Origin of the sequence: Pseudomonas fluorescens (genome assembly GCF_000967965.1) — a bacterium.
In the GTDB taxonomy this organism is placed as follows: domain Bacteria; phylum Pseudomonadota; class Gammaproteobacteria; order Pseudomonadales; family Pseudomonadaceae; genus Aquipseudomonas; species Aquipseudomonas grandcourensis.
The window spans coordinates 15,848-39,199 of the sequence record NZ_LACC01000033.1 but is presented as its reverse complement, the minus strand read 5'-3'; the positions used below and the strand labels follow the sequence as shown (position 1 = coordinate 39,199).

The following is a 23,352-nucleotide window of genomic DNA, read 5'->3' as shown; positions in this document are numbered from 1 at the left end:
GCTCGAAAAAACAAATCCCTCCAGTGCAGGAGGGTTCGCAATTGCGGTGTTGCGGGCAACAGATGGATGTTGTCACCGGGCACCCTTGAGGAACTTTGCAATGACGACTCGTCAGCCACTGTACAAATCCCTGTATTTCCAGGTGATCGTTGCAATTGTCATCGGTATTTTGCTCGGTCACTTCTATCCGCAGCTCGGTGTGGCGGTAAAGCCGCTGGGTGACGGGTTCATCAAACTGATCAAAATGATCATCGCCCCGATCATCTTCTGCACCGTCGTCAGCGGTATCGCCGGCATGCAGGACATGAAAGCGGTCGGCAAGACTGGCGGTTACGCACTCCTTTACTTTGAAATCGTTTCGACCATCGCATTGCTGGTGGGTCTGGTCGTGGTCAACGTCGTGCAGCCAGGCGCGGGCATGCACATCGACGTAAGCACCCTGGATGCCTCCAAAGTCGCTACCTACGTAGCGGCTGGTGCTGATCAAAGTGTCATCGGCTTCCTCCTCAACGTGATCCCGGCCACCATCGTTGGCGCATTCGCCACGGGCGACATCCTGCAAGTGCTGATGTTCTCGGTGATCTTCGGTTTCGCCCTGCATCGCCTGGGTGCCTACGGCAAGCCGCTGCTGGACTTCATCGATCGCTTCGCCCATGTGATGTTCAACATCATCAACATGATCATGAAGCTCGCGCCGATCGGTGCCTTCGGTGCCATGGCGTTCACCATCGGTGCCTACGGTGTCGGCTCGCTGGTGCAGCTGGGTCAACTGATGGCGTGCTTCTACATCACCTGCCTGCTGTTCATCCTGATTGTGCTGGGCTCCATCGCCCGCCTGCACGGCTTCAGCGTGCTGAAAATGATCCGCTACATCCGTGAAGAACTGCTGATTGTGCTCGGTACTTCTTCTTCGGAATCGGTGCTGCCACGCATGCTGGTCAAGATGGAGCGTCTGGGCGCGCAGAAATCTGTCGTGGGTCTGGTGATCCCGACCGGTTACTCGTTCAACCTCGACGGTACCGCCATCTACCTGACCATGGCCGCGGTGTTCATTGCCCAGGCAACCGATACGCACATGGACATCACGCACCAGATCACCCTGCTGGTGGTGTTGCTGCTGTCCTCCAAAGGCGCTGCGGGTGTGACCGGTAGCGGCTTCATCGTACTGGCTGCCACCCTGTCCGCCGTGGGCCACCTGCCGGTCGCCGGCCTGGCGCTGATCCTCGGTATCGACCGCTTCATGTCCGAAGCCCGTGCCCTGACCAACCTGGTCGGTAACGCCGTGGCCACCATCGTTGTGGCCAAGTGGGTCAAGGAACTGGACACCGACGTGTTGCAAGCGGAGCTGGCATCGGGCGGTCGCGGCATCGCCGACGAGCCTAAAGACGATGCACTGGGCCACGTCGAAGGGGCAACCCCGACGAACGCCAAGTAAGCCTTGTTGTAATGAAAAACCCGCTTCGGCGGGTTTTTTCATGCCCGGCGATTGAGCGCAACGGTCACTGCACGTGGCGTATAAGGTGATTGCTGCAAAGCAATCGGCTGCCTAGGCTGTGGGCATCGTTAAGGGAGAACGCTCATGTTCGGTCCACTGGCATCACTCAAGGTTCTGGATTTCTCGACACTGCTGCCGGGGCCGTTCGCCTCGTTGCTGCTGGCGGACATGGGCGCCGAAGTGCTGCGCATCGAATCACCGACCCGCATGGACCTGCTGCGGGTGTTGCCGCCCCACGATCAAGGTGTGTCAGCCAGTCATGCCTACCTCAATCGCAACAAGCGCAGCCTCGCCCTGGACCTCAAGCAGCCTGAGGCGCTGGAGGTGATCAGGTCGTTGCTGCAGGACTACGACATTGTGCTCGAGCAGTTCCGCCCAGGTGTCATGGAGCGTCTGGGCCTGGGTTACGAAGCCCTGAGGGCGATCAATCCGAAATTGATTTATGTGTCGATCACCGGCTATGGCCAGACCGGCCCCTACAAGGACCGCGCCGGCCATGACATCAACTACCTGGCCCTGTCCGGGCTGGCGAGCTACACCGGCCGTGCCGACACCGGGCCGCTGCCGTTGGGCATGCAGGTGGCGGATGTCGCCGGTGGTTCGCTGCACGGAGTGATTGGTTTGCTGGCGGCAGTCATTGCCCGGCAGCAAACCGGTCAGGGTCAGCACTTGGATGTCAGCATGACCGACTGCGCGTTCAGCCTGAATGCGATGGCAGGTGCCGGGTATCTGGCCTGTGGCGTCGAGCCGGCTCCGGAAAACCAGGTGCTCAACGGTGGCAGTTTCTACGATTACTACCGCTCCCGGGATGGGCGCTGGCTGTCGGTGGGCAGCCTGGAACCGGTATTCATGAAACAGTTGTGCACGGCATTGGGGCTGGAGGAATTGGCCGGCCTCGGCCTGTCACCGCAACCGGCGCATCAGAAACAGCTTAAAGACGCGCTGAGGGTCGAGTTCGAAAAGCATGACTTTGCCGAGTTGCGTACGCTGTTCGCCGAACGGGATGCGTGTGTCGAGCCGGTATTGAGCCTGGGAGAAGCGCTGCATCATCCACAGTTGCAAGCGCGGGAGTTGGTGACCGACGTGCCCCGTGGCGATGGCTCGTCCCAGGCGCAGATGGCGTGTCCGCTGAAGTTTTCGCAAGGGTTGCCTGAGCCCCGGCATATTGGCGCGGCGCTGGGGCAGCATACGGATCAGGTGTTGGGGGAGTTGGGGTTCAGTGCTGAGCGGATTGCTCAATTGCGGTTCGCCAAGGTAGTTCTCTAGCGTCTGCCTGCGAAGAGGTTAGTACGGCCAGCACACATCCCGCTACTCGACCCGCATCTCCCCACTGAACACCAAGGTATTGCGACACCGCCGGCACAGGTACCGCCGTCCCTGCCGAACCAGGCTGTGGCGCTGTGCCGAGAACGGGAAGTCGCTGTCGGCGCACGGACACTTGTAGATGTAGCGGGTCACGCTGCGGCGTTTGACATCATAGGTGTGGCAGCGGTTGGGCGGCAGTTCGTACACGCCGCGCATGATCAATTGCCACTCTTCGCCATGGGGCTGGATGCGGTCGCCGAACAGCTGGTGGGCGATCAGATGTGCGACTTCATGGGCCACGGTCTGCTTGAGGAAATCTTCGGTGTTTTCCCGGTACAACTGCGGGTTGAAGCGCAGCAGGTTCTCGTGCAAATGCGCGACACCGGCTTTTTGCCCGCGCAGCTTGAGGCTCACCACGGGGCGCTTGAAAGGTCGTTTGAAAAAGGATTCGGCTAGTTGGAAACAGTCTTCGACGCGGGTATTGAGTTGCTCGGGCATGCTTGATGGATCTCCAGAGCGGTCGAGTATGCCGCAACCCTGGGACCTTGCGAATCGCCAAGGTGCCGAATGGTCGTGTGCCGTCTCGTTGCTGAAGAATGAAAAGGCCGCCTTGCGGCGGCCTTTGTCAGCAGTTCCGATTTTCAGTGATGAGCGACTAACTGGTGTAGACCGGGCCCACGCCGAGTCCCCAGACAATGACTGTGAACGCCATGATGGCGACCAGCACCACCAGGCCTACGGCGAGCACCGAACTTGAAAACAGGAAGCCCTCGTCAGATGGAATGTTCATGAATGTCGGCAAGCCCACATACAGCAAATACACCGTGTAGCAGATGGCGGCGGTGCCGACGATCATCCCCAGCCACAAGTGCGGGTACAAGGCAGCGAGTCCGCCGATGAACAACGGTGTGGCGGTGTAGGTTGCAAACGCAATGCAACGGGCGAGGCTTGGGTTGGCGTCATAGGTGCGGGCCATCCAGTGGATGAACGCGCCCATTACCGCAACACCACCGAGCATCGCCACGTACGACATGATCGTCATCCATATCGCGCTTTCTACGGTCAGCATCACGGGAGCCCGATTGCCGATGACCCAGCCGACCTGCGTGGTGCCAATAAAGGCAGACACGGCGGGGATCGCCGCCAGAATCAGTGTATGGGTCAGGTACATGTGGCTGATGCTTTCCTCCTGGTCGCCACGGATTTCTTTCCATTCTTGGTCAGGGTGGGTGAAGAGCCCCACTACGTGATGGATCATGCCAGTCACTCCTCTTGTTTTACCGTCGCCCCCCAGTGGAGCGCCTACGGGCCAATGCGGCCAAGTAAGTCATAGGTCTGAATTTGTATGTGACCTTATGTCGCAGTATAGGGAGGAGTTTCCCCAGAGGGAGTAGGGGCTTTAGAGCAAATCGCGCTGTAAACCCGGTTGTTAATCGCTGCAGGGTCTGTAGGTGAGCTGGAGATGTTGCCCCCTCGCCACAAGTGCAAAGAATTTGCGTAAAATGCCGGCCTTTCGTCACACCTCACGGATTTCGCGTCATGGGCACTCTCACGGTCAACCAGAACAAACTGCAAAAGCGCCTTCGCCGACTGGCCGGTGAGGCAGTTGCCGATTTCAACATGATTGAAGACGGCGACAAGGTCATGGTCTGCCTGTCCGGTGGCAAGGACAGCTACACCATGCTCGATGTGCTGATGCACTTGCAGAAGGTCGCGCCGATCAAGTTCGAGATCGTGGCCGTGAACATGGACCAGAAGCAGCCGGGTTTCCCGGAGCACGTGCTGCCGGCCTACCTCAAGGAACTGGGGATCGAGTACCACATCGTCGAGAAAGACACTTACTCGGTGGTCAAGGAACTGATTCCGGAAGGCAAGACCACCTGCTCGCTGTGCTCGCGCCTGCGTCGCGGCACGCTCTATACCTTCGCCGATGAAATCGGCGCGACCAAGATGGCTCTTGGTCACCACCGCGACGACATCGTCGAAACGTTCTTCCTGAACATGTTCTTCAACGGTTCGCTCAAGGCCATGCCACCGAAGCTGCGCGCCGACGATGGTCGTAATGTGGTGATCCGCCCGCTGGCCTACTGCAACGAAAAAGACATCCAGGCCTACTCGGACTTCAAGCAATTCCCGATCATCCCGTGCAACCTCTGCGGTTCCCAGGAGAACCTGCAGCGTCAGGTGGTCAAGGAAATGCTGCTGGACTGGGAACGCAAGACCCCGGGCCGTACCGAGAGCATTTTCCGCAGCCTGCAGAACGTGATCCCGTCGCAACTGGCGGATCGCAATCTGTTCGACTTCACCAGTCTCAAGATCGACGAAAGCGCCGCATCGCGCTTCGTCAATGTGGTCAACCTCTAGTCAAAAACTGTAGGAGTAAGCCTGTGGCGAGGGGGCTTGCCCCCGTTGGGCTGCGAAGCGGCCCCAAATCTCTGATGAGCCAAAGATTTTGTGAGTGCTGCGCACTCAAACGGGGGCAAGCCCCCTCGCCACAGGTCGCTCCCACATTTGGTTTTTGTTTCATTCCTCAGGAGAGGGCATGCGCGATTACAAGTGGCTCAATGAATACTGTCTGAACCGCTTCGGTTCGGCGGCTGAACTGGAAGCCCATCTGCCCGTTCCCAAAACCCCGGCGCAACTGCGCAAAATCAGCGACGATCGCTACCTCTCGACGATGGCGTTGCGGGTATTCCGTGCCGGGCTCAAGCACAGCCTGGTGGATGCGAAGTGGCCGGCCTTCGAAGAAGTGTTCTTCAAGTTCGACCCGGAAAAAGTCGTGCTGATGAGTGCCGAGCACCTTGAACGCCTGATGCAGGACACGCGGATCATCCGTCACCTGGGCAAGCTCAAGAGCGTGCCGCGCAATGCACAGTTCATATTGGATGTGGCCCATGAAAAGGGCAGCTTCGGTGCGCTGATCGCCGATTGGCCGGTGACCGATATCGTCGGGCTCTGGACCTTCCTGAAAAAACGCGGACATCAGTTGGGCGGTCTGTCGGCCCCGCGTTTCTTGCGGATGATCGGCAAGGACACTTTTGTGCCGAGCTATGACGTGGTCGCGGCATTGAATGCGCAGGACATCATCGACAAGGTGCCGAGCAGTCTGCGCGACCTGGCGTTAGTGCAGGACGTGTTCAACCAGTGGTATGAGGAAAGTGGCGGGCGGCCGATGAGCCAGATTTCGATGATGCTGGCTTACACAGTGAATCATTGAGACCGAGTCGCCCCAATCGCGAGCAGGCTCGCTCCCACATTGGATCTGTGTCGTTCACAAAATCCCCTGTGGGGGCGAGCTTGCTCGCGATGGCGTCAGATCAGGTGGCAGAGATTTCACCTTCACCCACCAGCTTGCGGTTCAACTGATACCGCCAGCGCACATACAACAGTGCCGAACAAAACACCGCCAGACTCGCGCCCATCTCCAACAAACCGAAGATTTGCCGGTTCGGGTCATAGGCAGCCAATGCGCCCTTGATGAAATACAGGTTCACTACAAAGCACATCCACGAATGCCCGCGAGGGCTGCCGATGATCATCCCCGGTGCCAGAATCAGCAGTGGCACCAGCTCGATCAACAGAATCACCCAGGGGCGTGCCCCGTGCAGGTCGGCAATCGCCAGGTAGTAAACACACAGCAGTCCCACCAGGCCGAAAAAGCACAGCAGGCTGATGGCGCGCATCGCCTTGACCCGTGGTTCGAGCCATTCGAGGGCGGGCAGGATCTTCGGCTTCTTGGCCACCTCAGCTCTCCAGTTTCTGTGCAGTCTTGGCCAGGCGCATACCCAGCGCGCGGCACAACGCCACTTCATGGGCATCCAGACCGCTTTTGCCGTCGGCACCGGCGTGGTGGCTGGCGCCGTATGGCGTACCGCCGCCCTGGGTTTCCAGTAGCGCCGACTCGCTGTAGGGCAGGCCGGTGATCAGCATGCCGTGGTGCAGCAGTGGCAGCATCATCGACAGCAGCGTGGTTTCCTGGCCGCCGTGCAGGCTCGCGGTGGAGGTGAATACACCCGCCGGTTTGCCCACCAGGGCGCCGGTCAGCCACAGGTTGCTGGTACCGTCGAGAAAGTACTTGAGTGGCGCGGCCATGTTGCCGAAACGGGTCGGGCTGCCGAGCGCCAGGCCGGCGCAGTTCTTCAGGTCGTCGAGGCTGGCATACAGCGCGCCTTCGTCGGGAATTTCCGGCGAAACGGCTTCGCACTCGGTGGAAATCGCCGGCACCGTGCGCAGGCGGGCCTCAAGCCCGGCCTGTTCGACACCACGGGCGATCTGCCGGGCCATTTCGTTGGTCGAGCCGCTGCGGCTGTAGTACAGGACCAGAATGTACGGTGCGCTCATGGCAACAGTTCCAGGATCTGCTCCGGTGGGCGGCCGATGATGGCCTTGTCACCGACTTCGAGAATCGGTCGCTCCATCAGTTTCGGGTGGGCGGCGATGGCGGCGATCAATTGCGCTTCGCTCAGGCTGCTGTCAGCCAGGTCGAGGGTCTTGTACTCGTCCTCGCCGGTGCGCAGCAATTGCCGGGCGCTGATCCCGAGTTTGCCCAGCAGGCCTTGGATCTGCGCGGCGTCCAGCGGGGTTTCCAGGTAACGGACCACGGTCGGCGTCAGGCCACGGGCTTCAAGCAGTTCGAGCGCACCGCGGGATTTCGAGCAGCGCGGGTTGTGATAAAGCGTCAGATCGGTCATGAGCGGGTCGCATCTTGCGTAAGGTGGCGGCTATTCTAACTGTGCAACGCGCAATCCAGAACCGTGAGAGGCGATGGGTCGCAGGTGCATTCAATTTTTGACAAGGAACACGACATGACAAGGCGACTGGCAGCAGCATTGGCGATCATCGGAGCGTTGATGCTGGGGGGCTGCGGTAATGACTATGGCATCGACCAAGATGGTCATAAAATCGCCTCTGACCGCCTGGATGGCAAATGGCTGGTGCTCAACTACTGGGCAGAATGGTGCGGACCTTGCCGTACCGAGATACCGGAGTTGAACACCCTGGCCGAGCAGCTCAAGGACAAGAAAATCGGTGTGTTCGGAGTCAATTTCGACAACGTCCAGGGGCAAGAGCTGAAGGGCGCGAGCGAGAAACTGGGGATCAGGTTCACCGTGCTGGCGCAGGACCCTTCCGAACTGTTCGAGTTGCCGCGCAGCGAAGCGTTGCCGGTGACCTACATCATCGATAACAAGGGCAAGGTACGTGAGCAGTTGATGGGTGAACAGACGGCGGCGGGGGTGATGGCGAAGCTTGAGGCGTTGCAGGCTAAAAACTGATCGGATGATCGATTCACTGTGGCGAGCGGGCTTTTTGTGGCGAGGGGGCAAGCCCCCTCGCCACAGGTTTCTCGGGATACCCAGGGGGGATCAACCCTCCTCAAGCCACCAACGCAGCGGCTTGCCTTCGGCTGGCCAGAAGCGTATTTGCTCGATCGGGGAGACGTCCCAGCGCTGGACGTTTTCCAGGGCCTGAAGGAAGCGTTTTTCCTGTTCCATCAGCGCCGGCGCGCAAAATTTGCGGGTGCTGCCGATTTTGCCGAAGGTCAGTTTGTCGCCATCGAGGGTGTACGGCGCAAACCAGTGGTTGCAGCCGCCATTGCCGTAGGCCCGGCCGTCTTCGCCGAGGGTGATGGTCAGGTGGCTGTAGTCCATCAACGGCCGCTCGCCAATCCATTCCAGAATGTAGCTGCTGTTCTGTTGCAGTTGCACCGGCTCGGCGGCGCAGCCCAGCAGGCTGGCGCCGACCATGGCGGTCAGAGCGAGGCGTTTCATCACGCAGGCTCCTGGCATTTCGGGCACAGGTGTTTCTCGCCGACAGTGGTCCAGCCCAACTCGGCAATCCGCGCGGTGGCGGCAGGCTTTTCGGCCTTGTTGCCCAGCTTGGCATCGACGGCGAACTCGAAGCTCAGCTCTTTGGCGCAGCTGTCACAGTTCACTTGCCAGGTGTGGATGGCCAGTTCACCGAACACCGGGCCACTGGCCACCGCGACCCATTGGCCGGGCGGGTTGATCAGGTGGCGAACCGTTTCGACGGTCAGGCGCATGGACAAGTCCTTCGCACCCTTGAGGGTCACGACCAGCACGTCATTGTTGCGAATCGAACCACCGTTGCCAGTGACTTGATAACGCCCCGGCACCAGGGCGCGGCATTCAGTGAGGGTGTGTTGCGGGTTCATCAGGCTGTAGCGGAAATCGTGTTCGACCATGGGTCCTCCAAATATGCGCGATATGCTAGCACGGGCTTGCACGCCGCATCGCGCAGGCAGATGACCTTCGATCCGTTTCAGTTTCCCGTCACCAGGTTTTCCGGGGTGCCCGCTGCCCAGGCTGAAATGTTGCGCAATGTGATGGTGGCAATCGCGTCCAGCGCTTCGCGGGTCAGGAAGGCCTGGTGCGCAGTGACGATCACGTTAGGAAAGGTCAGCAGCCGTGCCAGCACATCGTCTTGCAGCGGCAGGTCGGAGCGGTCCTCGAAGAACAACTGCGCCTCTTCCTCATACACATCCAGCCCGAGGTAACCCAGGCGACCGTCTTTCAAGGCATCGATCAGCGCCGGGGTGTCCACCAGGCCGCCACGCCCGGTATTGATCAGCATCGCGCCCGGTTGCATGTGCGCCAGGGATTGACGGTTGATCAGGTGCTTGCTCTGCTCGTTGAGCGGGCAGTGCAGGCTGATGATCTGCGATTCGGCAAGCAGCTGCGGCAGGCTCAGGTAGCGCGCGCCGAGGGCTTTGACCTGTGGGTTGGGGTAGGGGTCATAGGCCAGTAACTGGCAGCCAAACCCGCTCATGATTTTGGCGAAGGTCGCGCCAATCTGACCGGTGCCGACCACGCCGACGGTCTTGCCTACCAGGTCGAAACCGGTCAGCCCCTGTAGTCTGAAATCCCCATCTCGGGTGCGGTTGTAGGCGCGGGGCAAGCGGCGGTTGAGTGCGAGGATCAGCGCCACTGCATGTTCGGCCACGGCGTGGGGCGAATAGGCCGGGACGCGCACGATGGTCAGTCCCAGACGCTTTGCCGTCGGCAAGTCGACATGGTTGTAGCCGGCCGAACGCAGGGCGATCAGGCGTGTGCCACCGGCGGCCAGGCGCTCGAGCACCGCCGCGCCGAGGTCATCATTGATGAACGCGCAGACCGCTTCATACCCTTGGGCGAGCGCTACCGTGTCGAGGCTCAGGCGCGCAGGCTGAAATTGCAGCTCGATGCCGGCCGGTTGCTCGGCCGCGAGAAAGCTCTCGCGGTCGTAGTTCTGGCTGCTGAAAAGAATCGTACGCATGCGGTGCTCCTTGAAGGTGGCCTGCACCGTTGAGCAAGCCTGCATTCGACAGTCGTCAGGTTAGCTCGCCGGCAGCCTTTAACGATTGCGCTGCATCAAGCATTCATGCGCGCCTGGGCCGCCAGGCGATTGATTGCCCGGTCGAGCTCATCCAGTGCCACGCTGGCTTTCGGGTCCTGTTGCTTGAGCAGGGTTTCGCTGCGTTGGCAGGCCGCACGCAATTGCGGTACGCCGCAATAACGCGTCGCGCCATGCAGGCGATGGACCCGTTCGATCAGGGCGTTGTGGTCGTTGCTTTGCTGAGCGAGGCGGATGGCTTCGCGGTCGGCTTCCAGGGATGCGAGCAGCATCGCCAGCATGTCCGCCGCCAGATCTGCCTTGCCGGCGGCCAGACGCAATCCTTCGTCGTGGTCGAGCACCAACAGGTCATGGGCACCAGCATGCCCATCGCCGGAGCGCTCCGGGCTGTGATTGCGCAGCGCCAGGCCGGTCCATTTCAGCACCACCTGGGCCAATTGCCGTTCGCTGATCGGTTTGGTCAGGTAGTCGTCCATGCCGCTTTGCAGCAGCGCGCGTTTTTCGTTGGCCATGGCGTGGGCGGTGAGGGCCACGATCGGCAGCGGGGTGCAATGGCGTTCGCTTTCCCACTGGCGGATCGCCTCGGTGCTCTGGCGACCGTCCATGCCGGGCATCTGCACGTCCATCAACACCAGATCGAATGTCTCGTTCTGTACCGCCTTGATGGCAGCATAACCGCTTTCCACCGCGAGCACCTTGGCGCCCATGTCTTCGAGCAGGGTCTGCACCAGCATCAGGTTGGCCGGATTGTCGTCGACGCAAAGTACCTTCGGGGCACGGCTGGACACCGGTTCGCCCGGTTCGCTGCGCATCGGTCGCGGGTTGACCAAGTCAGAAAGGGAGCGGCGCAGCTTGCGGGTGCAGGCCGGTTTCGCCTGGAGCTGGCTGTGGGGGTTGGGCACGGAAAGATGGAACAGCGTCTGTTCCGTGGTCGGGCATAGCACCAAGACTTTGCAGCCAAGATGCTCGAGGTCCCAGATGTGCTGGTTGAGGCGTTCCGGCGGCATGTCGTTACTGGTGATGCCGAGCACGGCAAGCTCGATCGCCTGGTCGGTCTGGTGGGCGGCGGTGACGCCATTGGTCAGGCTTTCCAGGGTATTGAACGGTGTGGTGCTGAGGCCGCAGTCTTCCAGTTGATGCTGCAACGCCTGCCGCGCCAGTTCGTGGTTTTCCAGTACCGCCACCCGTCGCCCGAGCAAGGGCGCGGAGGGCAGGTCTTCGGCATCGTCGCGGGTTTTCGGCAGGCTCAGGCTGATCCAGAACTCCGAGCCTTCCCCCGGCGTACTGTCGACGCCGATCTCACCGCCCATCTGTTCGATCAGGCGCTTGGAAATCACCAGGCCCAGGCCAGTACCGCCGGGTTGCCGTGACAGCGAGTTGTCGGCCTGGCTGAAGGCCTGGAACAGGGCGCGCACGTCCTGGTTCGACAGACCGATGCCGGTGTCCTGAATGCTGATGCGCAACTGCACGGTGTCTTCGTGTTCTTCTTCGAGCATGGCGCGGGCGACGATGGTGCCTTCGCGGGTGAACTTGATCGCGTTGCTCACCAGGTTCGTCAGGATCTGCTTGAGCCGCAGCGGGTCGCCTACCAGTGACAGCGGCGTGTCCCGGTACACCAGGCTCACCAGTTCCAACTGCTTGGCGTGGGCGGCCGGGGCGAGGATGGTCAAGGTGTCCTGGAGCAGGTCGCGCAGGTTGAACGGAATATGGTCGAGCACCAACTTGCCGGCCTCGATTTTCGAGAAGTCGAGAATCTCGTTGATGATGCCCAGCAGGCTGTCGGCGGACTTTTCGATGGTGCCCAGGTAGTCGAGCTGGCGTGGGGTGAGCTCGCTTTTTTGCAGCAGGTGGGTGAAGCCGAGAATGCCATTGAGCGGCGTGCGGATTTCATGGCTCATGTTGGCCAGGAATTCGGACTTGATCCGGCTCGCTTCCAGGGCTTCCTTGCGCGCCAGGTCCAGCTCGATGTTCTGGATCTCGATGGTTTCCAGGTTCTGGCGCACGTCTTCGGTGGCCTGGTCGATGCTGTGCTGCAATTCTTCCTGGGCATTTTGCAGGGTGCCGGCCATGCGGTTGATGCCGGAGGCCAGCTCGTCCAGTTCCTGACTGCCGAGGGGTGGCAAGCGGGTTTCCAGATGACCGTCCTTGAGTTGGGCCACGGCCTGCTTGATCTGGCTCAACGGCCGATTGATCGTGCGGCCCATGCGCAGGGCCAGCAGTGCCGCACCCGTCAGTCCCGCAATGATCAGCATCAGGCTGGCGAACAGGCTGCGGTAACCACGCAAAAGCATGCTGTTATGGGACAGTTCAAGCTCGACCCAGCCCAGCAGGCGATCGGCTTCTTCGGGAATCACGTCCCCGGCCAGGTTGCGGTGTTTGCCGAATACCGGCAGCAGATAGCGGGTCGCATCGTTGCCACTGCGGCGCAGCATCTGCGTGCCACTGCCGGAAGGTGTCTGGTTGAGCATGGTCGGGCCGGCGTGGGCCAGCAGCGTGCGGTCAGGAGCCAGGAAGGTCACCGCCCGCACGTCGGTTTGTTCCAGGGCCTGGGTGGCGATGCGTTCGAGCAGTTCGTTGTCCTGATGGCCCATGGCGGGCGCCGCCAGTGGGGCCAACTGCTCGGCGATCATTTCGCCGCGCTGCATGAGCTGGATGTGCAGGTCAGCCTGTTGCATCCAGGTAAAATAACCCCCCAGCACCAACGCCATCAGGCTGGTTGGCAACAGGGTCAGCAACAGCACGCGGCCTTTGATTCCCAGTTTCTTGAGCACGCATCTCTCCTGCATCCCGCTATTTATAGACCCGTACATGCATCCGCCATGCACCACTTGCGCAGTGTAGCGATTTGCTCGCGGGCAATCCTCGTAAAAATGGTGCCGTCATTCGTCGGTCCGGGCGGCTCTTTGGCAAAACGGACAAACCGTGGGTTGCCCCTGGCGAGGCAATCTTGAATAATCACTTAACTGAGAATTGTTTGCAGATAGTCATGGCTCCCATCACTGCTGGCCTCCCCCGAATCCTGTCCATCGAAGACGACCTTGTGCTCGGCGCCTACGTGCATGAGCATCTGGACCGCAGCGGCTTCCAGGTGACCTGGTGCCAGAACGGTCAGGAAGGCCTGGATATTGCCCGCAGGGAACCTTTCGACGTGGTGCTGATGGATATCCTGTTGCCGGGCATGGACGGCCTGGCGGTGCTGACCCAATTGCGCCAGAGCCATTCCACCCCGGTGTTGCTGATGTCGGCCCTCGGTGCCGAGGCCGATCGCATCAGCGGCTTTCGCCTGGGGGCCGATGATTACCTGCCCAAGCCCTTCAGCATGGTGGAGTTGAGGGTACGCATCGAAGCCATTCTGCGGCGGGTGGCACTCGACCGTCGACCCGCGCCCGCAGTGCTGGCCTCGTCAATGGACAGCCTGCGTTTCGACGATGAAAGCTTCGAGGTCTTTTACGGCGAACAGGCCGGTGGCCTGACCCGCAGCGAGTATCGGTTACTGGAGACGCTGCACCGCAGCGCCGACGAAGTACTGAGCAAAGCCTTCCTTTATCAACAGGTGCTGCAGCGCGGCTACGCGGCCCATGACCGCAGCCTGGACATGCACATCAGCCAGATCCGCCGCAAGCTCAAGGCCATTGGCTACACCGAGCGTGAAGTGCGCACGGTATGGGGCAAGGGCTACATCCTGAGCGCCGCCGATGAAATGTAATTTGCCGGGCAGGCATTCGCTGTTCTGGAAGCTGGCTTGTCTATTGGTCGCTTTCTGCCTGCTGATGATCTGGCTGAGTTGGTCTTGGGGACGTTACATGGAGGAGCGTAACCAGTTCCTCTCCGATGAGGCTCGCGGCACCCTGTCCGGTTATGCCGCCGAAGCCGAGCAGGCGTGGCAGCAGCGCCAGAACGTCGGTGTCGATGACTGGCTGCAAGGCATGCATCATCGGGAAAAAGGCTGGGTCGGTGTCATCGGCGGTGATTTGCAGTCCTTGAGCAACCAATCGCTGACGGACAAGGAAGTCGAACGCCTGACTTTTTTGCGCGGCCTCGATTGGCCAATCCACAAGAAAGGCCAACCGTGGATGCGCATACCGTTTCCCGGTGATCCGTCCGCCGGCAGCCTGGTGATCGAGCTGCCCAAGCGCTTCGTACCCGGGCGTTACCGGGTGTTCTGGCGGGTGATCACCAATGGCGTGATTCCGGGATTGTTCACCTTGCTGCTGTGCGTCGGGCTGTATCGCGTGTTGGTGGTGCCGCTCAACAGCTTGCGTGAACAGGCCAATGCCTGGCGTGCCGATCAACTGAACGTACGGCTGTCGACCCGGACCACCAATCGATCGGATGAACTGGGTGAGTTGGGGCGGGCGTTCGATCACATGTCTGAGCGCCTGCAAAGCACCGTGGCTTTGCAACAGCAACTGCTGCGCGATCTGTCCCACGAGTTGCGTACCCCCTTGAGCCGCCTGCGAGTGGCCAGTGAAAGCGAGCAGGGGCTGGAGCCATTGCGCGAGCGCATTGGTCGTGAGGTCGATGGCATGCAGCGCTTGGTGGAGGACACGCTGCAACTGGCGTGGCTTGATACCGAGCGCACCCGATTGCCCGACGAAGCGATCCAGATCCAGGCCCTGTGGGAAATGCTCACGGAGAACGCCTGCTACGAAAGTGGCTGGCCCGATACGCAGTTGCAATGCACGGTGGATGCATCCTGCTGGGTTCGCGGTCATCTCAACACCCTGGCCCAGGCGTTGGAAAATATTCTGCGTAATGCCATTCGTCATTCGCCGGCGGGAGGCATTGTCCAATTGGGCGGTCGTCGTGATGGCGATTTCTGGCACCTGTGGCTGGAGGATCAGGGTGGCGGTGTGGCAGAAGCTGATCTGGAGCGGATCTTCCTGCCGTTCACCCGACTCGACGGTTCGCGGCCGGGGGATGGTGGGTTTGGCCTGGGCCTGAGCATCGCCAGGAATGCGGTGCAGCGTCAGGGTGGACAGCTGTGGGCGCAGAACACCGGGAGCGGGTTGCGGATGAATATGTGCTTGTTGGCGGATGCTAATAGCGCCAGTGCCGACGCCATCGCGAGCAGGCTCTCTCCCACATTGACCGTGTTTGAATCGCGAAACCTGTGATCACCGCGGTACCCTGTGGGAGCGAGCTTGCCCGCGAAGAGGCCCTCAAGTTCACCGCAAAATATCTGCTTATTCCCATTAACCATAAGCACCATACTTTGCGTGATATGGCCTGCGAACGTTTGCCGGTATGATAGGCACCCCCGCAGTCTGGATTGCGAATACGCCATGACCTTGCAGTACCCAACCATCGCCGATTGCGTCGGCAACACTCCGCTGGTTCGTTTGCAGCGCCTGCCCGGCGCCACCAGCAATACCCTTTTGCTCAAGCTCGAAGGGAACAACCCGGCGGGTTCGGTCAAGGACCGTCCGGCGCTGTCGATGATCACCCGCGCCGAACTGCGCGGGCAGATCCACGCTGGCGATACGTTGATCGAGGCGACCTCGGGCAACACCGGGATCGCTCTGGCCATGGCCGCCGCGATCAAGGGTTACAGGATGATCCTGATCATGCCGGACAACTCCAGCGCTGAGCGCAAGGCAGCCATGACGGCCTATGGCGCCGAGCTGATTCTGGTCAGCCAGGAACAGGGCATGGAAGGCGCCCGTGACCTCGCGCAGAAGATGGAAGCCGAAGGTCGCGGCAAGGTACTGGATCAGTTTGCCAACGGTGACAACCCTGAGGCGCACTACACCACCACCGGTCCGGAAATCTGGCGCCAGACCCAGGGCACCATCACCCATTTCGTCAGCTCCATGGGCACCACCGGCACCATCATGGGCGTGTCGCGCTACCTCAAGGAGCAGAACGACAACGTGCAGATCATCGGCCTGCAGCCGATGGAAGGCTCGGCGATCCCGGGTATCCGTCGCTGGCCTCAGGAATACCTGCCGAAGATCTACCAGGCCGACCGCGTGGACCGCATCGTCGACATGGCCCAAAGCGAAGCCGAAGACGTGACCCGTCGTCTGGCCCGCGAAGAAGGCATTTTCTGTGGCGTGTCCTCGGGCGGTGCCGTGGCGGCAATGCTGCGCCTGTCCAAAGAAGTTGAAAACGCGGTGATCGTCGCGATCATCTGCGACCGTGGCGACCGTTACCTGTCGACCGGCATTTTCGACGCGCCCAACTGATGGCCAAACATGAAAGAGGCCTGCGCTTCCAGCCCACCGGCGGCAGCAAGGCCCCGCAAGTCCCGACCGGCAAAAAGCAGCGCCTGACCATCGAGCGCCTGGCCAATGACGGTCGCGGTATCGCGTTTTTCGAAGGTCGCACCTGGTTCGTCATCGGCGCATTGGCCGGTGAAGAGATCGAGGCGCGCGTCCTCGGTGCCCACGGCAAAGTGGTCGAGGCGCGCACCGAACGGGTATTCAAGGTCAGCGAATTGCGCCGCCCGGCACCGTGCGCACATGCCGGCCGCTGCGGCGGTTGCAGCGTGCAGCATCTGCCCCACAACGAACAGCTTGCCCTGAAACAGCGCATGCTCGCCGAGCAGTTGTCGAGGGTCGCGGGCGTCGAGCCCGAAGAGTGGGCGGCGCCATTGAGCGGTGCGGAGTTCGCTTACCGGCGTCGCGCCCGCGTGGCGGTGCGCTGGGACATGAAGGCGAAAAAACTCGAAGTCGGTTTCCGTGCCGCCGGCAGCCAGGACATTGTTGGCATCGATGACTGCCCGGTGCTGGTACAACCCTTGCAACCGATCATGAGCCGCTTGCCGGAGATGCTGCGGCGCTTGAGCAAACCCCAGGCACTCGGGCATGTGGAGTTATTCAGCGGCTCGACGCTGGCCGTGTTGCTGCGGCACATGGCGCCGTTGTCCGACGCCGATCTGACGATCCTCAAGGATTTCTGCGCGTTCCATGAAGCCCAGTTGTGGCTGCATGGCGACGGCGAACCGCAACCGGTCGAGGCCGATCAGTCGTTGGGCTATCGTCTTGAGCAGTGGGACCTGGAACTGGCGTATCGTCCCGGGGATTTCATCCAGGTCAACGCCGCCGTCAACGAAGCGATGGTCGCCCAGGCACTGGACTGGTTGAGGCCGACAGCGGATGAGCGCGTCCTCGACCTGTTCTGTGGTCTGGGCAACTTTGCCTTGCCGCTGGCCAAGGCCGCTCGTGAAGTGGTGGCGGTCGAAGGCGTGCAGGTGATGGTCGATCGGGCAGCGGCGAATGCGGCTAGTAATAATCTGCATAACGCGAAGTTTTTTCAGGCCGATTTATCCCAGCCTTTGACGGACGCCGAATGGGCCGCCGAAGGCTTTTGTGCGGTACTCTTGGACCCACCGCGTGACGGTGCTTTCGAGGTCGTGCGCAAGCTCAAGAGCCTTGGCGCCGAACGTTTGGTGTATGTGTCGTGCAACCCTGCAACTCTGGCGCGCGACACGGTCGAATTGATCAAGCAGGGCTACCGGTTAAAACGTGCCGGGATTCTCGATATGTTTCCTCAAACGGCACATGTCGAGGCCATGGCGTTATTTGAAGCGAGCTAGGATGCTCGTCTGGTCCGACTGGCCCGCCCGTGCAGCCGCGCACCCAGCCCGACGTGGGCGCACGGGCAACGAAGGTCAGCGATTTGACGCATTGAATCTGCGTCGTAGGGAAGGTAAGCAAGATGGTACAGGTGAGAGCACACCAGCCGATCAACACCGACGGCAGTATCAATCTCGAGGCTTGGCTCGATCATGCGGTCAGTGTCGATCTGGCACTGGATCGCGAAGCCTTGAAAGAGGCCTGCGAGTACGCTCGCGAGGCCGAACAACAAGCCAATGCGGCACAGAATCTGTGGTCGGAAGGTAACTCGACTTTCCGTACCGGGCTTGAGATCGCCGAGATCCTCGCCGACCTCAAGCTCGACCAGGATTCACTGGTCGCCGCGATCCTGTATCGAGGCGTGCGCGAAGGCCAGATCAAGTTGCCGGCCGTCAGCCAGCGCTTCGGTCCGGTGGTGTCCAAGCTCATCGACGGCGTGCAGCGCATGGCCGCGATCAGCGACAGCCTGAGCCCGCGCAAATCCCTGGTGCTGGGCACCCAGGGCCAGGTGGAAAACCTGCGCAAGATGCTGGTGGCCATGGTCGACGACGTTCGCGTTGCCCTGATCAAACTGGCCGAACGCACGTGCGCGATCCGCGCGGTGAAGACCGCCGACGACGAAAAACGCAACCGCGTGGCCCGTGAAGTCTTCGACATCTACGCTCCGCTGGCCCATCGCCTGGGTATCGGTCACATCAAGTGGGAACTGGAAGACTTGTCCTTCCGTTACCTGGAACCGGACCAGTACAAGCAGATTGCCAAGTTGCTCCATGAGCGGCGACTGGATCGCGAGCGTTTTATCAGCGATGTGATGAGTCAGCTGAAAAACGAACTGCAGGCCACCGGCGTTGATGCCGACATCAGCGGCCGGGCCAAACACATCTATTCGATCTGGCGCAAAATGCAGCGCAAGGGGCTGGAGTTCAGCCAGATCTACGACGTGCGTGCCGTGCGTGTGTTGGTGCCGGAAATGCGCGATTGCTACACCGCGCTCGGCATCGTCCACACCCTGTGGCGACACATCCCGAAAGAGTTCGACGACTACATCGCCAACCCCAAGGAAAACGGCTATCGCTCGCTGCACACCGCGGTGATCGGGCCCGAGGGCAAGGTGCTGGAAGTGCAGATTCGCACCCACGCGATGCATGAAGAAGCCGAACTCGGCGTGTGCGCGCACTGGCGCTACAAGGGCACCGACGTCAAGTCCGGTTCCAATCACTACGAAGAGAAAATCTCCTGGCTGCGTCAGGTGCTCGAATGGCACGAAGAGCTGGGTGACATCGGTGGCCTGGCGGAACAGTTGCGGGTCGATATCGAGCCGGACCGGGTCTACATCTTCACCCCGGACGGTCACGCCATCGACTTGCCGAAGGGCGCGACCCCGCTGGACTTCGCCTACCGCGTCCACACCGAAATCGGTCACAACTGCCGTGGCGCCAAGATCAACGGGCGCATCGTGCCGCTCAACTACAGCCTGCAAACCGGTGAACAGGTCGAGATCATCACCAGCAAGCACGGCACCCCGAGCCGCGACTGGCTGAACCCGAACCTGGGCTACGTCACCACGTCGCGAGCACGGGCGAAGATCGTTCACTGGTTCAAGCTGCAGGCTCGCGACCAGAACGTCGCGGCCGGTAAAACCCTGCTCGAGCGCGAGCTCAATCGCCTCGGCCTGCCGGCGGTGGATTTCGACAAGCTGGCCGACAAGGCCAACATGAAAACCGCCGAAGACCTGTTCGCCGCCCTCGGTGCCGGGGACCTGCGCCTGGCGCAACTGGTCAACCTGGCGCAGCAACTGGTCGAGCCGGAGCGTGGCAACGAGCAGCTTGAACTGATTCCACGCAAGGCCACCGGATACAAACCGGGCAAGCGCGGCGACATTCAGATCCAGGGCGTCGGCAACCTGATGACCCAGATGGCCGGCTGCTGCCAGCCGCTGCCGGGGGATGCCATCGTCGGTTACATCACCCAGGGCCGTGGCGTGAGCATTCACCGCCAGGACTGCGCCTCGGTGCTGCAACTGAGCGGGCGGGAGCCAGAGCGGATCATCCAGGTCAGCTGGGGCCCGGTACCGGTGCTCACCTATCCGGTGGACATCGTCATCCGCGCCTACGACCGTTCCGGTTTGCTGCGTGATGTTTCGCAGGTGCTGCTCAACGAGCGGATCAACGTGCTGGCGGTCAACACCCGCTCGAACAAGGAGGACAACACCGCGCTGATGTCCCTGACCATCGAGATTCCGGGGCTGGATGCATTGGGGCGGTTGCTGGGGCGGATTTCCCAGTTGCCGAACATCATCGAAACCCGGCGTAACCGTACGCCGTGATGGTGTTCATGTCTGGCACCGTTCTACTGTGTGAGCGAGCTTGGCTCCGGGCGGCGATCCGACGATGGCTGCTTGAAGGACACATTGATGTTGAATGTGACGACGCTATCGCGAGCAAGCTCGCTCCCACAGGTTCTCGCAGAGTTTAATAAATGTATTCACTTGAAGACCTGCTTCACCTGATGAACCGCCTGCGCGATCCGCAGTACGGTTGCCCGTGGGACATCAAGCAAACTTACGCCAGCATCGTCCCCCACACTCTGGAAGAAGCCTACGAAGTCGCCGACGCCATTGAGCGCGGTGACTTCGATCACTTGCAGGGTGAGCTGGGCGACCTGTTGTTCCAGGTGGTTTATTACAGCCAGTTGGCCCGGGAAGAAGGGCGCTTCGAGTTCGCCGGCGTGGTCGACAGCATCACCCGCAAGCTGATCCGCCGCCATCCTCACGTGTTCCCCACCGGTGATCTGTATGCGCCAATGGATGTCCCGCGCCTGAGTGAAGCGCAGGTCAAGCAGCGTTGGGAAGAGATCAAGGCCGAGGAGCGCGCGGAGAAATCTTCAGCCCCCGAACAGCTGTCGTTGCTTGATGACGTCCCCGCGGCCTTGCCGGCGTTGTCACGGTCGGCGAAATTGCAAAAGCGCGCAGGGCAGGTCGGTTTCGACTGGCCGGACGCCTTGCCGGTGCTCGATAAAGTACGTGAAGAGCTCGATGAAGTCCTCGAAGCCATGTCGGAAAATGATCCCGAGGCCGTGGCCGACGAGATCGGCGACCTGCTGTTTTCCGTGGTCAATCTGGCGCGGCATCTCAAGGTCGATCCGGAAACCGCACTGCGTGGCGCCAACAGCAAGTTTGAAAGACGCTTTCGTTTTATCGAACAGGCATTGCGCGACACCCGCCGTCCCATGGAAGATTGCACCCTCGAAGAGTTGGACGCCTTGTGGGGCGAAGCCAAACGTCAGGAAAAGAATTTGCCCAGCTGCGGTTGAGCAGTAGCCTAAGTGAGTAATAAGCACCATGAGCATTTCCCTTCGCGACCAGTTGCTCAAAGCAGGGCTGGTCAACCAGAAGCAGGCCAAGCAGGTCAGCAAAGACAAGCAGAAACAGCAACGCCTGGCCCACAAAGGCCAGATCGAGCTGGATGACTCCCAGCAACGCGCGGCACAGGAAGCCATGGCCGAGAAAGTCAAGCGCGACCAGGAGCTCAACCGCCAGCAGCAGGAAAAGGCTGAGGCCAAGGCCCGTGCCGCGCAGGTCAAGCAATTGATCGAAGTCTCGCGCCTGCCGAAATTGACGACCGAGGATTACTACAACTTCGTCGACGACAAGAAGGTCAAGCGCATCTCCGTCAACACCCTGATGCGCAACAAGCTCAGCAGCGGTTCGCTGGCCATCGTGCATCACGCTGGCGGGTACGAAGTGATTCCGCGCGAGGCTGCGCTGAAGATTCAGGAGCGCGACCCGCAACGCATCGTGCAGTTGAATGTGCAGACCGAAGAAGTCAGCGTCGAGGATGATCCGTACGCAGCCTACAAGATCCCTGATGATCTGATGTGGTAATCGCTTCTCTGGCATTACATGTTTGTTAGTACATTGCTGGATTAATCAATTGAACCCGAAAGATCGCGTCGATACGATCTCTCGGGTTTTCTTTTGCCCGAAATATTCTCAGGGGAGAGAACTAATGGAATGAACTTCAATGAATAAGGATATTCTCAATGCTGGTAAGTATCGCCTCGTTACGCCAACCCACTTTTAAATCGCAGCTTTCACGGCCGCGACAACTCGATCAATCCATTCACGATTATCTTGACGACGAGCTTGTCGCGCGAGCGGAGCTTGTACGCCGAAAGATCAAGATTGCTGCGAAAGCTGCTCGCGACGATCACGGCGGGTCTGCTTGCGTTTTCGTAACCTTGCCTGAGTTTTTCTGGAACATTCCCTGGCACGAAGTCCGCAATGAGCAAGAACTTCACGAACTGAACTCTGCCTATCTGACGAAGGTGACCGAGTGTGTGACGCTGTTGATAAGCGATCTGCCAGTGGAACTGTACGGCAAGATCGTTTTATTGGCGGGAAGTTGTGCGACGCTGATCAAAGTGGGAGAGGGGGAGTCGAGCTATTACGATGTCGTTAATTATGTGCTGACCATTTCCAATAAGGAGTACGAGGCTGACATTCCGCTTATGTCGATGTGGCCGAAACGTTATGTGTCTGGAATCGATTTTGGAAGGCATGTAGGCGCGGAAGACGGGTACTGGTTTTTCAAGTTGTTCGATGAGGTCGTGGTAAGGGTAAAGAAAGTCAGTGATGTACGGGCCGAGCACAGTTACTTTGGTGGTTACGAAGGGATATTCATTAATAGTCTTGTCGCGGGTTGCCCATTCGGTATCAACTTGTGCCTAGATTATGCGGTGTTGAAAGACGGTGAACGGGATAAGGAAGTTGAACAGGCGGGGGCAAAAATCGATTTTCTGATTGCCTGTGGCATGAACTTCGATTACGGCAAGCGTCATCTGTCTTCGCTTCAGTTTGCCGTCCGCAATGACGGCATGGGTGATGGTGAGTGCGAGGTGGTGAAACTTGAGGCGGGCTGGATCGTCGGTGTTGTTCCTTCGGTGGAGATCGACGACTCGCTTCATTTAGCGGCCATTCAGATTGCCTGAGCCGCGTCCTCCGGTCGCAGCCTGCCCGTGCGGGGAGGGGGCAGGCTGCATGGTGTGGAGTCTGTCTTCAACCGGTTGCGAGCTCGCTTTTGCGCTCGAGCATTTCCAGTTCGGCCCTGTAGTTTTGTGCGTCGATCTCGGAATGGAACATCCCGACCAGCAGGTCTTGTTGATGCACATCCCAGATCCGGATACCGGCGGCTACACCCTCGTGGGATTTATGTGAATCGTCGCGTTCAGTTACTTTTACAGTCATCTGCTAGCTCCAATCTCTGTTATCTGCAGCAAGGCGTGTGCAGGCCTTTGTTATATGTTTTGTTAGCTTGCTAAGTAAATAACTGAGTTTGGTAACGGTTTTTTGCAAAAACGGAAACAGTCCTGCAGCCCGCTAAACACGCGACATTCGGTCACAGGGCATTAAGTTTCATGACAAAAGCTTCATCTTCAGAACGCACCGCAGACGCTTGTAGGAGTGAGCCTGCTCGCGATAGCGGTGGGTCAGTTACCAGTGATGTTGCCTGGAATACCTCTATCGCGAGCAGGCTCACTCCTACAGAGGACTTGTGTATGTCTTGAGGCTTTTCTCAAGGCAAAAAAAACGCCCCGAACCAGTCGGGGCGTTTTCTTGTGCGG

Annotated in this window: 23 protein-coding genes; 13 read left to right on the top strand and 10 right to left on the bottom strand. The window is 60.0% G+C overall.

The genetic code is table 11. The features are described 5' to 3' along the window. Positions 1-100 precede the first annotated feature (100 nt). Positions 101-1,435, top strand: coding sequence for a dicarboxylate/amino acid:cation symporter (locus VC35_RS24120; protein WP_046043025.1), 1,335 nt, complete (start codon positions 101-103; stop codon positions 1,433-1,435). A 144-nt stretch (positions 1,436-1,579) separates the two neighbouring features. Further along, positions 1,580-2,761 (top strand): CaiB/BaiF CoA transferase family protein, encoded by a 1,182-nt coding sequence (locus tag VC35_RS24115; protein WP_046043024.1) that lies wholly within the window; start codon positions 1,580-1,582, stop codon positions 2,759-2,761. 42 nt (positions 2,762-2,803) lie between these two features. On the opposite strand, the gene VC35_RS24110 is transcribed toward VC35_RS24115, so the two are convergent. Both VC35_RS24110 and VC35_RS24105 read right to left on the bottom strand, forming a co-directional pair. Then, a complete protein-coding gene (locus VC35_RS24110) occupies positions 2,804-3,298 on the bottom strand; it encodes a SprT family zinc-dependent metalloprotease (protein ID WP_046043022.1) in 495 nt (164 codons plus the stop codon). A 157-nt stretch (positions 3,299-3,455) separates the two neighbouring features. Further along, a complete protein-coding gene (locus tag VC35_RS24105; RefSeq protein ID WP_046043020.1) occupies positions 3,456-4,058 on the bottom strand; it encodes a Yip1 family protein in 603 nt (200 codons plus the stop codon). Positions 4,059-4,339: 281 nt separating this feature from the next. Between VC35_RS24105 and ttcA the strand changes: the two genes are divergently transcribed. Together ttcA and VC35_RS24095 are read left to right on the top strand one after the other, a co-directional pair. Continuing rightward, positions 4,340-5,164: a tRNA 2-thiocytidine(32) synthetase TtcA gene (gene ttcA, locus VC35_RS24100; protein WP_008051493.1), complete on the top strand. Its 825-nt coding sequence runs from the start codon at positions 4,340-4,342 to the stop codon at positions 5,162-5,164. 178 nt (positions 5,165-5,342) lie between these two features. Next, positions 5,343-6,017 carry a DNA-3-methyladenine glycosylase I gene (locus VC35_RS24095; protein WP_046043019.1) on the top strand — a complete coding sequence of 225 codons (675 nt, stop codon included), beginning with the start codon at positions 5,343-5,345 and terminating at the stop codon, positions 6,015-6,017. A gap of 100 nt (positions 6,018-6,117) precedes the next feature. On the opposite strand, the gene VC35_RS24090 is transcribed toward VC35_RS24095, so the two are convergent. Genes VC35_RS24090 through arsC form a run of 3 tightly spaced genes read right to left on the bottom strand, consistent with a single transcriptional unit; the run spans position 6,118 to position 7,491 of the window. Continuing rightward, positions 6,118-6,543, bottom strand: coding sequence for a DUF2069 domain-containing protein (locus VC35_RS24090; protein ID WP_046043017.1), 426 nt, complete (start codon positions 6,541-6,543; stop codon positions 6,118-6,120). Position 6,544: 1 nt separating this feature from the next. After that, complete coding sequence (wrbA, locus tag VC35_RS24085; protein ID WP_046043016.1) at positions 6,545-7,141, bottom strand: NAD(P)H:quinone oxidoreductase; 597 nt, start codon at positions 7,139-7,141, stop codon at positions 6,545-6,547. Further along, positions 7,138-7,491, bottom strand: coding sequence for an arsenate reductase (glutaredoxin) (gene arsC / locus VC35_RS24080; RefSeq protein ID WP_046043015.1), 354 nt, complete (start codon positions 7,489-7,491; stop codon positions 7,138-7,140). Before arsC ends, wrbA begins: the two co-directional genes overlap by 4 nt. Before the next feature lie 114 nt (positions 7,492-7,605). On the opposite strand from arsC, the gene VC35_RS24075 reads away from it, so the two are divergent. Then, positions 7,606-8,073 carry a TlpA disulfide reductase family protein gene (locus VC35_RS24075; RefSeq protein ID WP_046043014.1) on the top strand — a complete coding sequence of 156 codons (468 nt, stop codon included), beginning with the start codon at positions 7,606-7,608 and terminating at the stop codon, positions 8,071-8,073. A gap of 90 nt (positions 8,074-8,163) precedes the next feature. On the opposite strand, the gene VC35_RS24070 is transcribed toward VC35_RS24075, so the two are convergent. The 4 genes from VC35_RS24070 to VC35_RS24055 all read right to left on the bottom strand — a co-directional run bounded on the left by VC35_RS24070 (position 8,164) and on the right by VC35_RS24055 (position 12,921). Further along, the gene (locus tag VC35_RS24070) at positions 8,164-8,568 is read right to left on the bottom strand and encodes an META domain-containing protein (protein ID WP_046043012.1); all 405 of its coding nucleotides are present in this window, start codon (positions 8,566-8,568) and stop codon (positions 8,164-8,166) included. Continuing rightward, positions 8,568-9,002, bottom strand: a complete 435-nt coding sequence (locus VC35_RS24065) for a hypothetical protein (protein WP_007988765.1) — start codon at positions 9,000-9,002, stop codon at positions 8,568-8,570. The genes VC35_RS24070 and VC35_RS24065 overlap by 1 nt, the downstream gene beginning before the upstream one ends. Positions 9,003-9,079: 77 nt before the next feature. Continuing rightward, positions 9,080-10,072 carry a 2-hydroxyacid dehydrogenase gene (locus VC35_RS24060; RefSeq protein ID WP_046043010.1) on the bottom strand — a complete coding sequence of 331 codons (993 nt, stop codon included), beginning with the start codon at positions 10,070-10,072 and terminating at the stop codon, positions 9,080-9,082. Positions 10,073-10,167: 95 nt separating this feature from the next. Continuing rightward, positions 10,168-12,921 (bottom strand): response regulator, encoded by a 2,754-nt coding sequence (locus VC35_RS24055; protein ID WP_046043009.1) that lies wholly within the window; start codon positions 12,919-12,921, stop codon positions 10,168-10,170. 215 nt (positions 12,922-13,136) lie between these two features. On the opposite strand from VC35_RS24055, the gene VC35_RS24050 reads away from it, so the two are divergent. From VC35_RS24050 to VC35_RS24015, 8 genes are all read left to right on the top strand, one after another. Continuing rightward, positions 13,137-13,856 (top strand): response regulator transcription factor, encoded by a 720-nt coding sequence (locus VC35_RS24050; protein ID WP_046043008.1) that lies wholly within the window; start codon positions 13,137-13,139, stop codon positions 13,854-13,856. After that, on the top strand, positions 13,846-15,267 hold the full coding sequence (locus tag VC35_RS24045; protein WP_046043006.1) for a sensor histidine kinase: 1,422 nt from the start codon (positions 13,846-13,848) through the stop codon (positions 15,265-15,267). The genes VC35_RS24050 and VC35_RS24045 overlap by 11 nt, the downstream gene beginning before the upstream one ends. A 168-nt stretch (positions 15,268-15,435) precedes the next feature. Continuing rightward, a complete protein-coding gene (cysM, locus tag VC35_RS24040; protein ID WP_046043004.1) occupies positions 15,436-16,338 on the top strand; it encodes a cysteine synthase CysM in 903 nt (300 codons plus the stop codon). Continuing rightward, positions 16,338-17,690, top strand: coding sequence for a 23S rRNA (uracil(1939)-C(5))-methyltransferase RlmD (gene rlmD / locus VC35_RS24035; RefSeq protein WP_046043003.1), 1,353 nt, complete (start codon positions 16,338-16,340; stop codon positions 17,688-17,690). The genes cysM and rlmD overlap by 1 nt, the downstream gene beginning before the upstream one ends. A 122-nt stretch (positions 17,691-17,812) precedes the next feature. After that, positions 17,813-20,056, top strand: a complete 2,244-nt coding sequence (gene relA / locus VC35_RS24030; RefSeq protein WP_046043002.1) for a GTP diphosphokinase — start codon at positions 17,813-17,815, stop codon at positions 20,054-20,056. Positions 20,057-20,208: 152 nt separating this feature from the next. Beyond that, the gene (gene mazG / locus VC35_RS24025) at positions 20,209-21,042 is read left to right on the top strand and encodes a nucleoside triphosphate pyrophosphohydrolase (RefSeq protein WP_046043001.1); all 834 of its coding nucleotides are present in this window, start codon (positions 20,209-20,211) and stop codon (positions 21,040-21,042) included. A 28-nt stretch (positions 21,043-21,070) separates the two neighbouring features. Beyond that, the gene (locus tag VC35_RS24020; RefSeq protein WP_007988773.1) at positions 21,071-21,613 is read left to right on the top strand and encodes a DUF2058 domain-containing protein; all 543 of its coding nucleotides are present in this window, start codon (positions 21,071-21,073) and stop codon (positions 21,611-21,613) included. 158 nt (positions 21,614-21,771) lie between these two features. After that, positions 21,772-22,719: a hypothetical protein gene (locus VC35_RS24015; protein ID WP_046042999.1), complete on the top strand. Its 948-nt coding sequence runs from the start codon at positions 21,772-21,774 to the stop codon at positions 22,717-22,719. Between the two features lie 67 nt (positions 22,720-22,786). Here the strand turns inward: VC35_RS24015 and VC35_RS24010 are convergent, their stop codons facing one another. Continuing rightward, entirely contained in the window at positions 22,787-22,975 is a 189-nt protein-coding gene (locus VC35_RS24010) for a hypothetical protein (protein ID WP_046042998.1), read from the bottom strand. Positions 22,976-23,352: the final 377 nt, after the last annotated feature.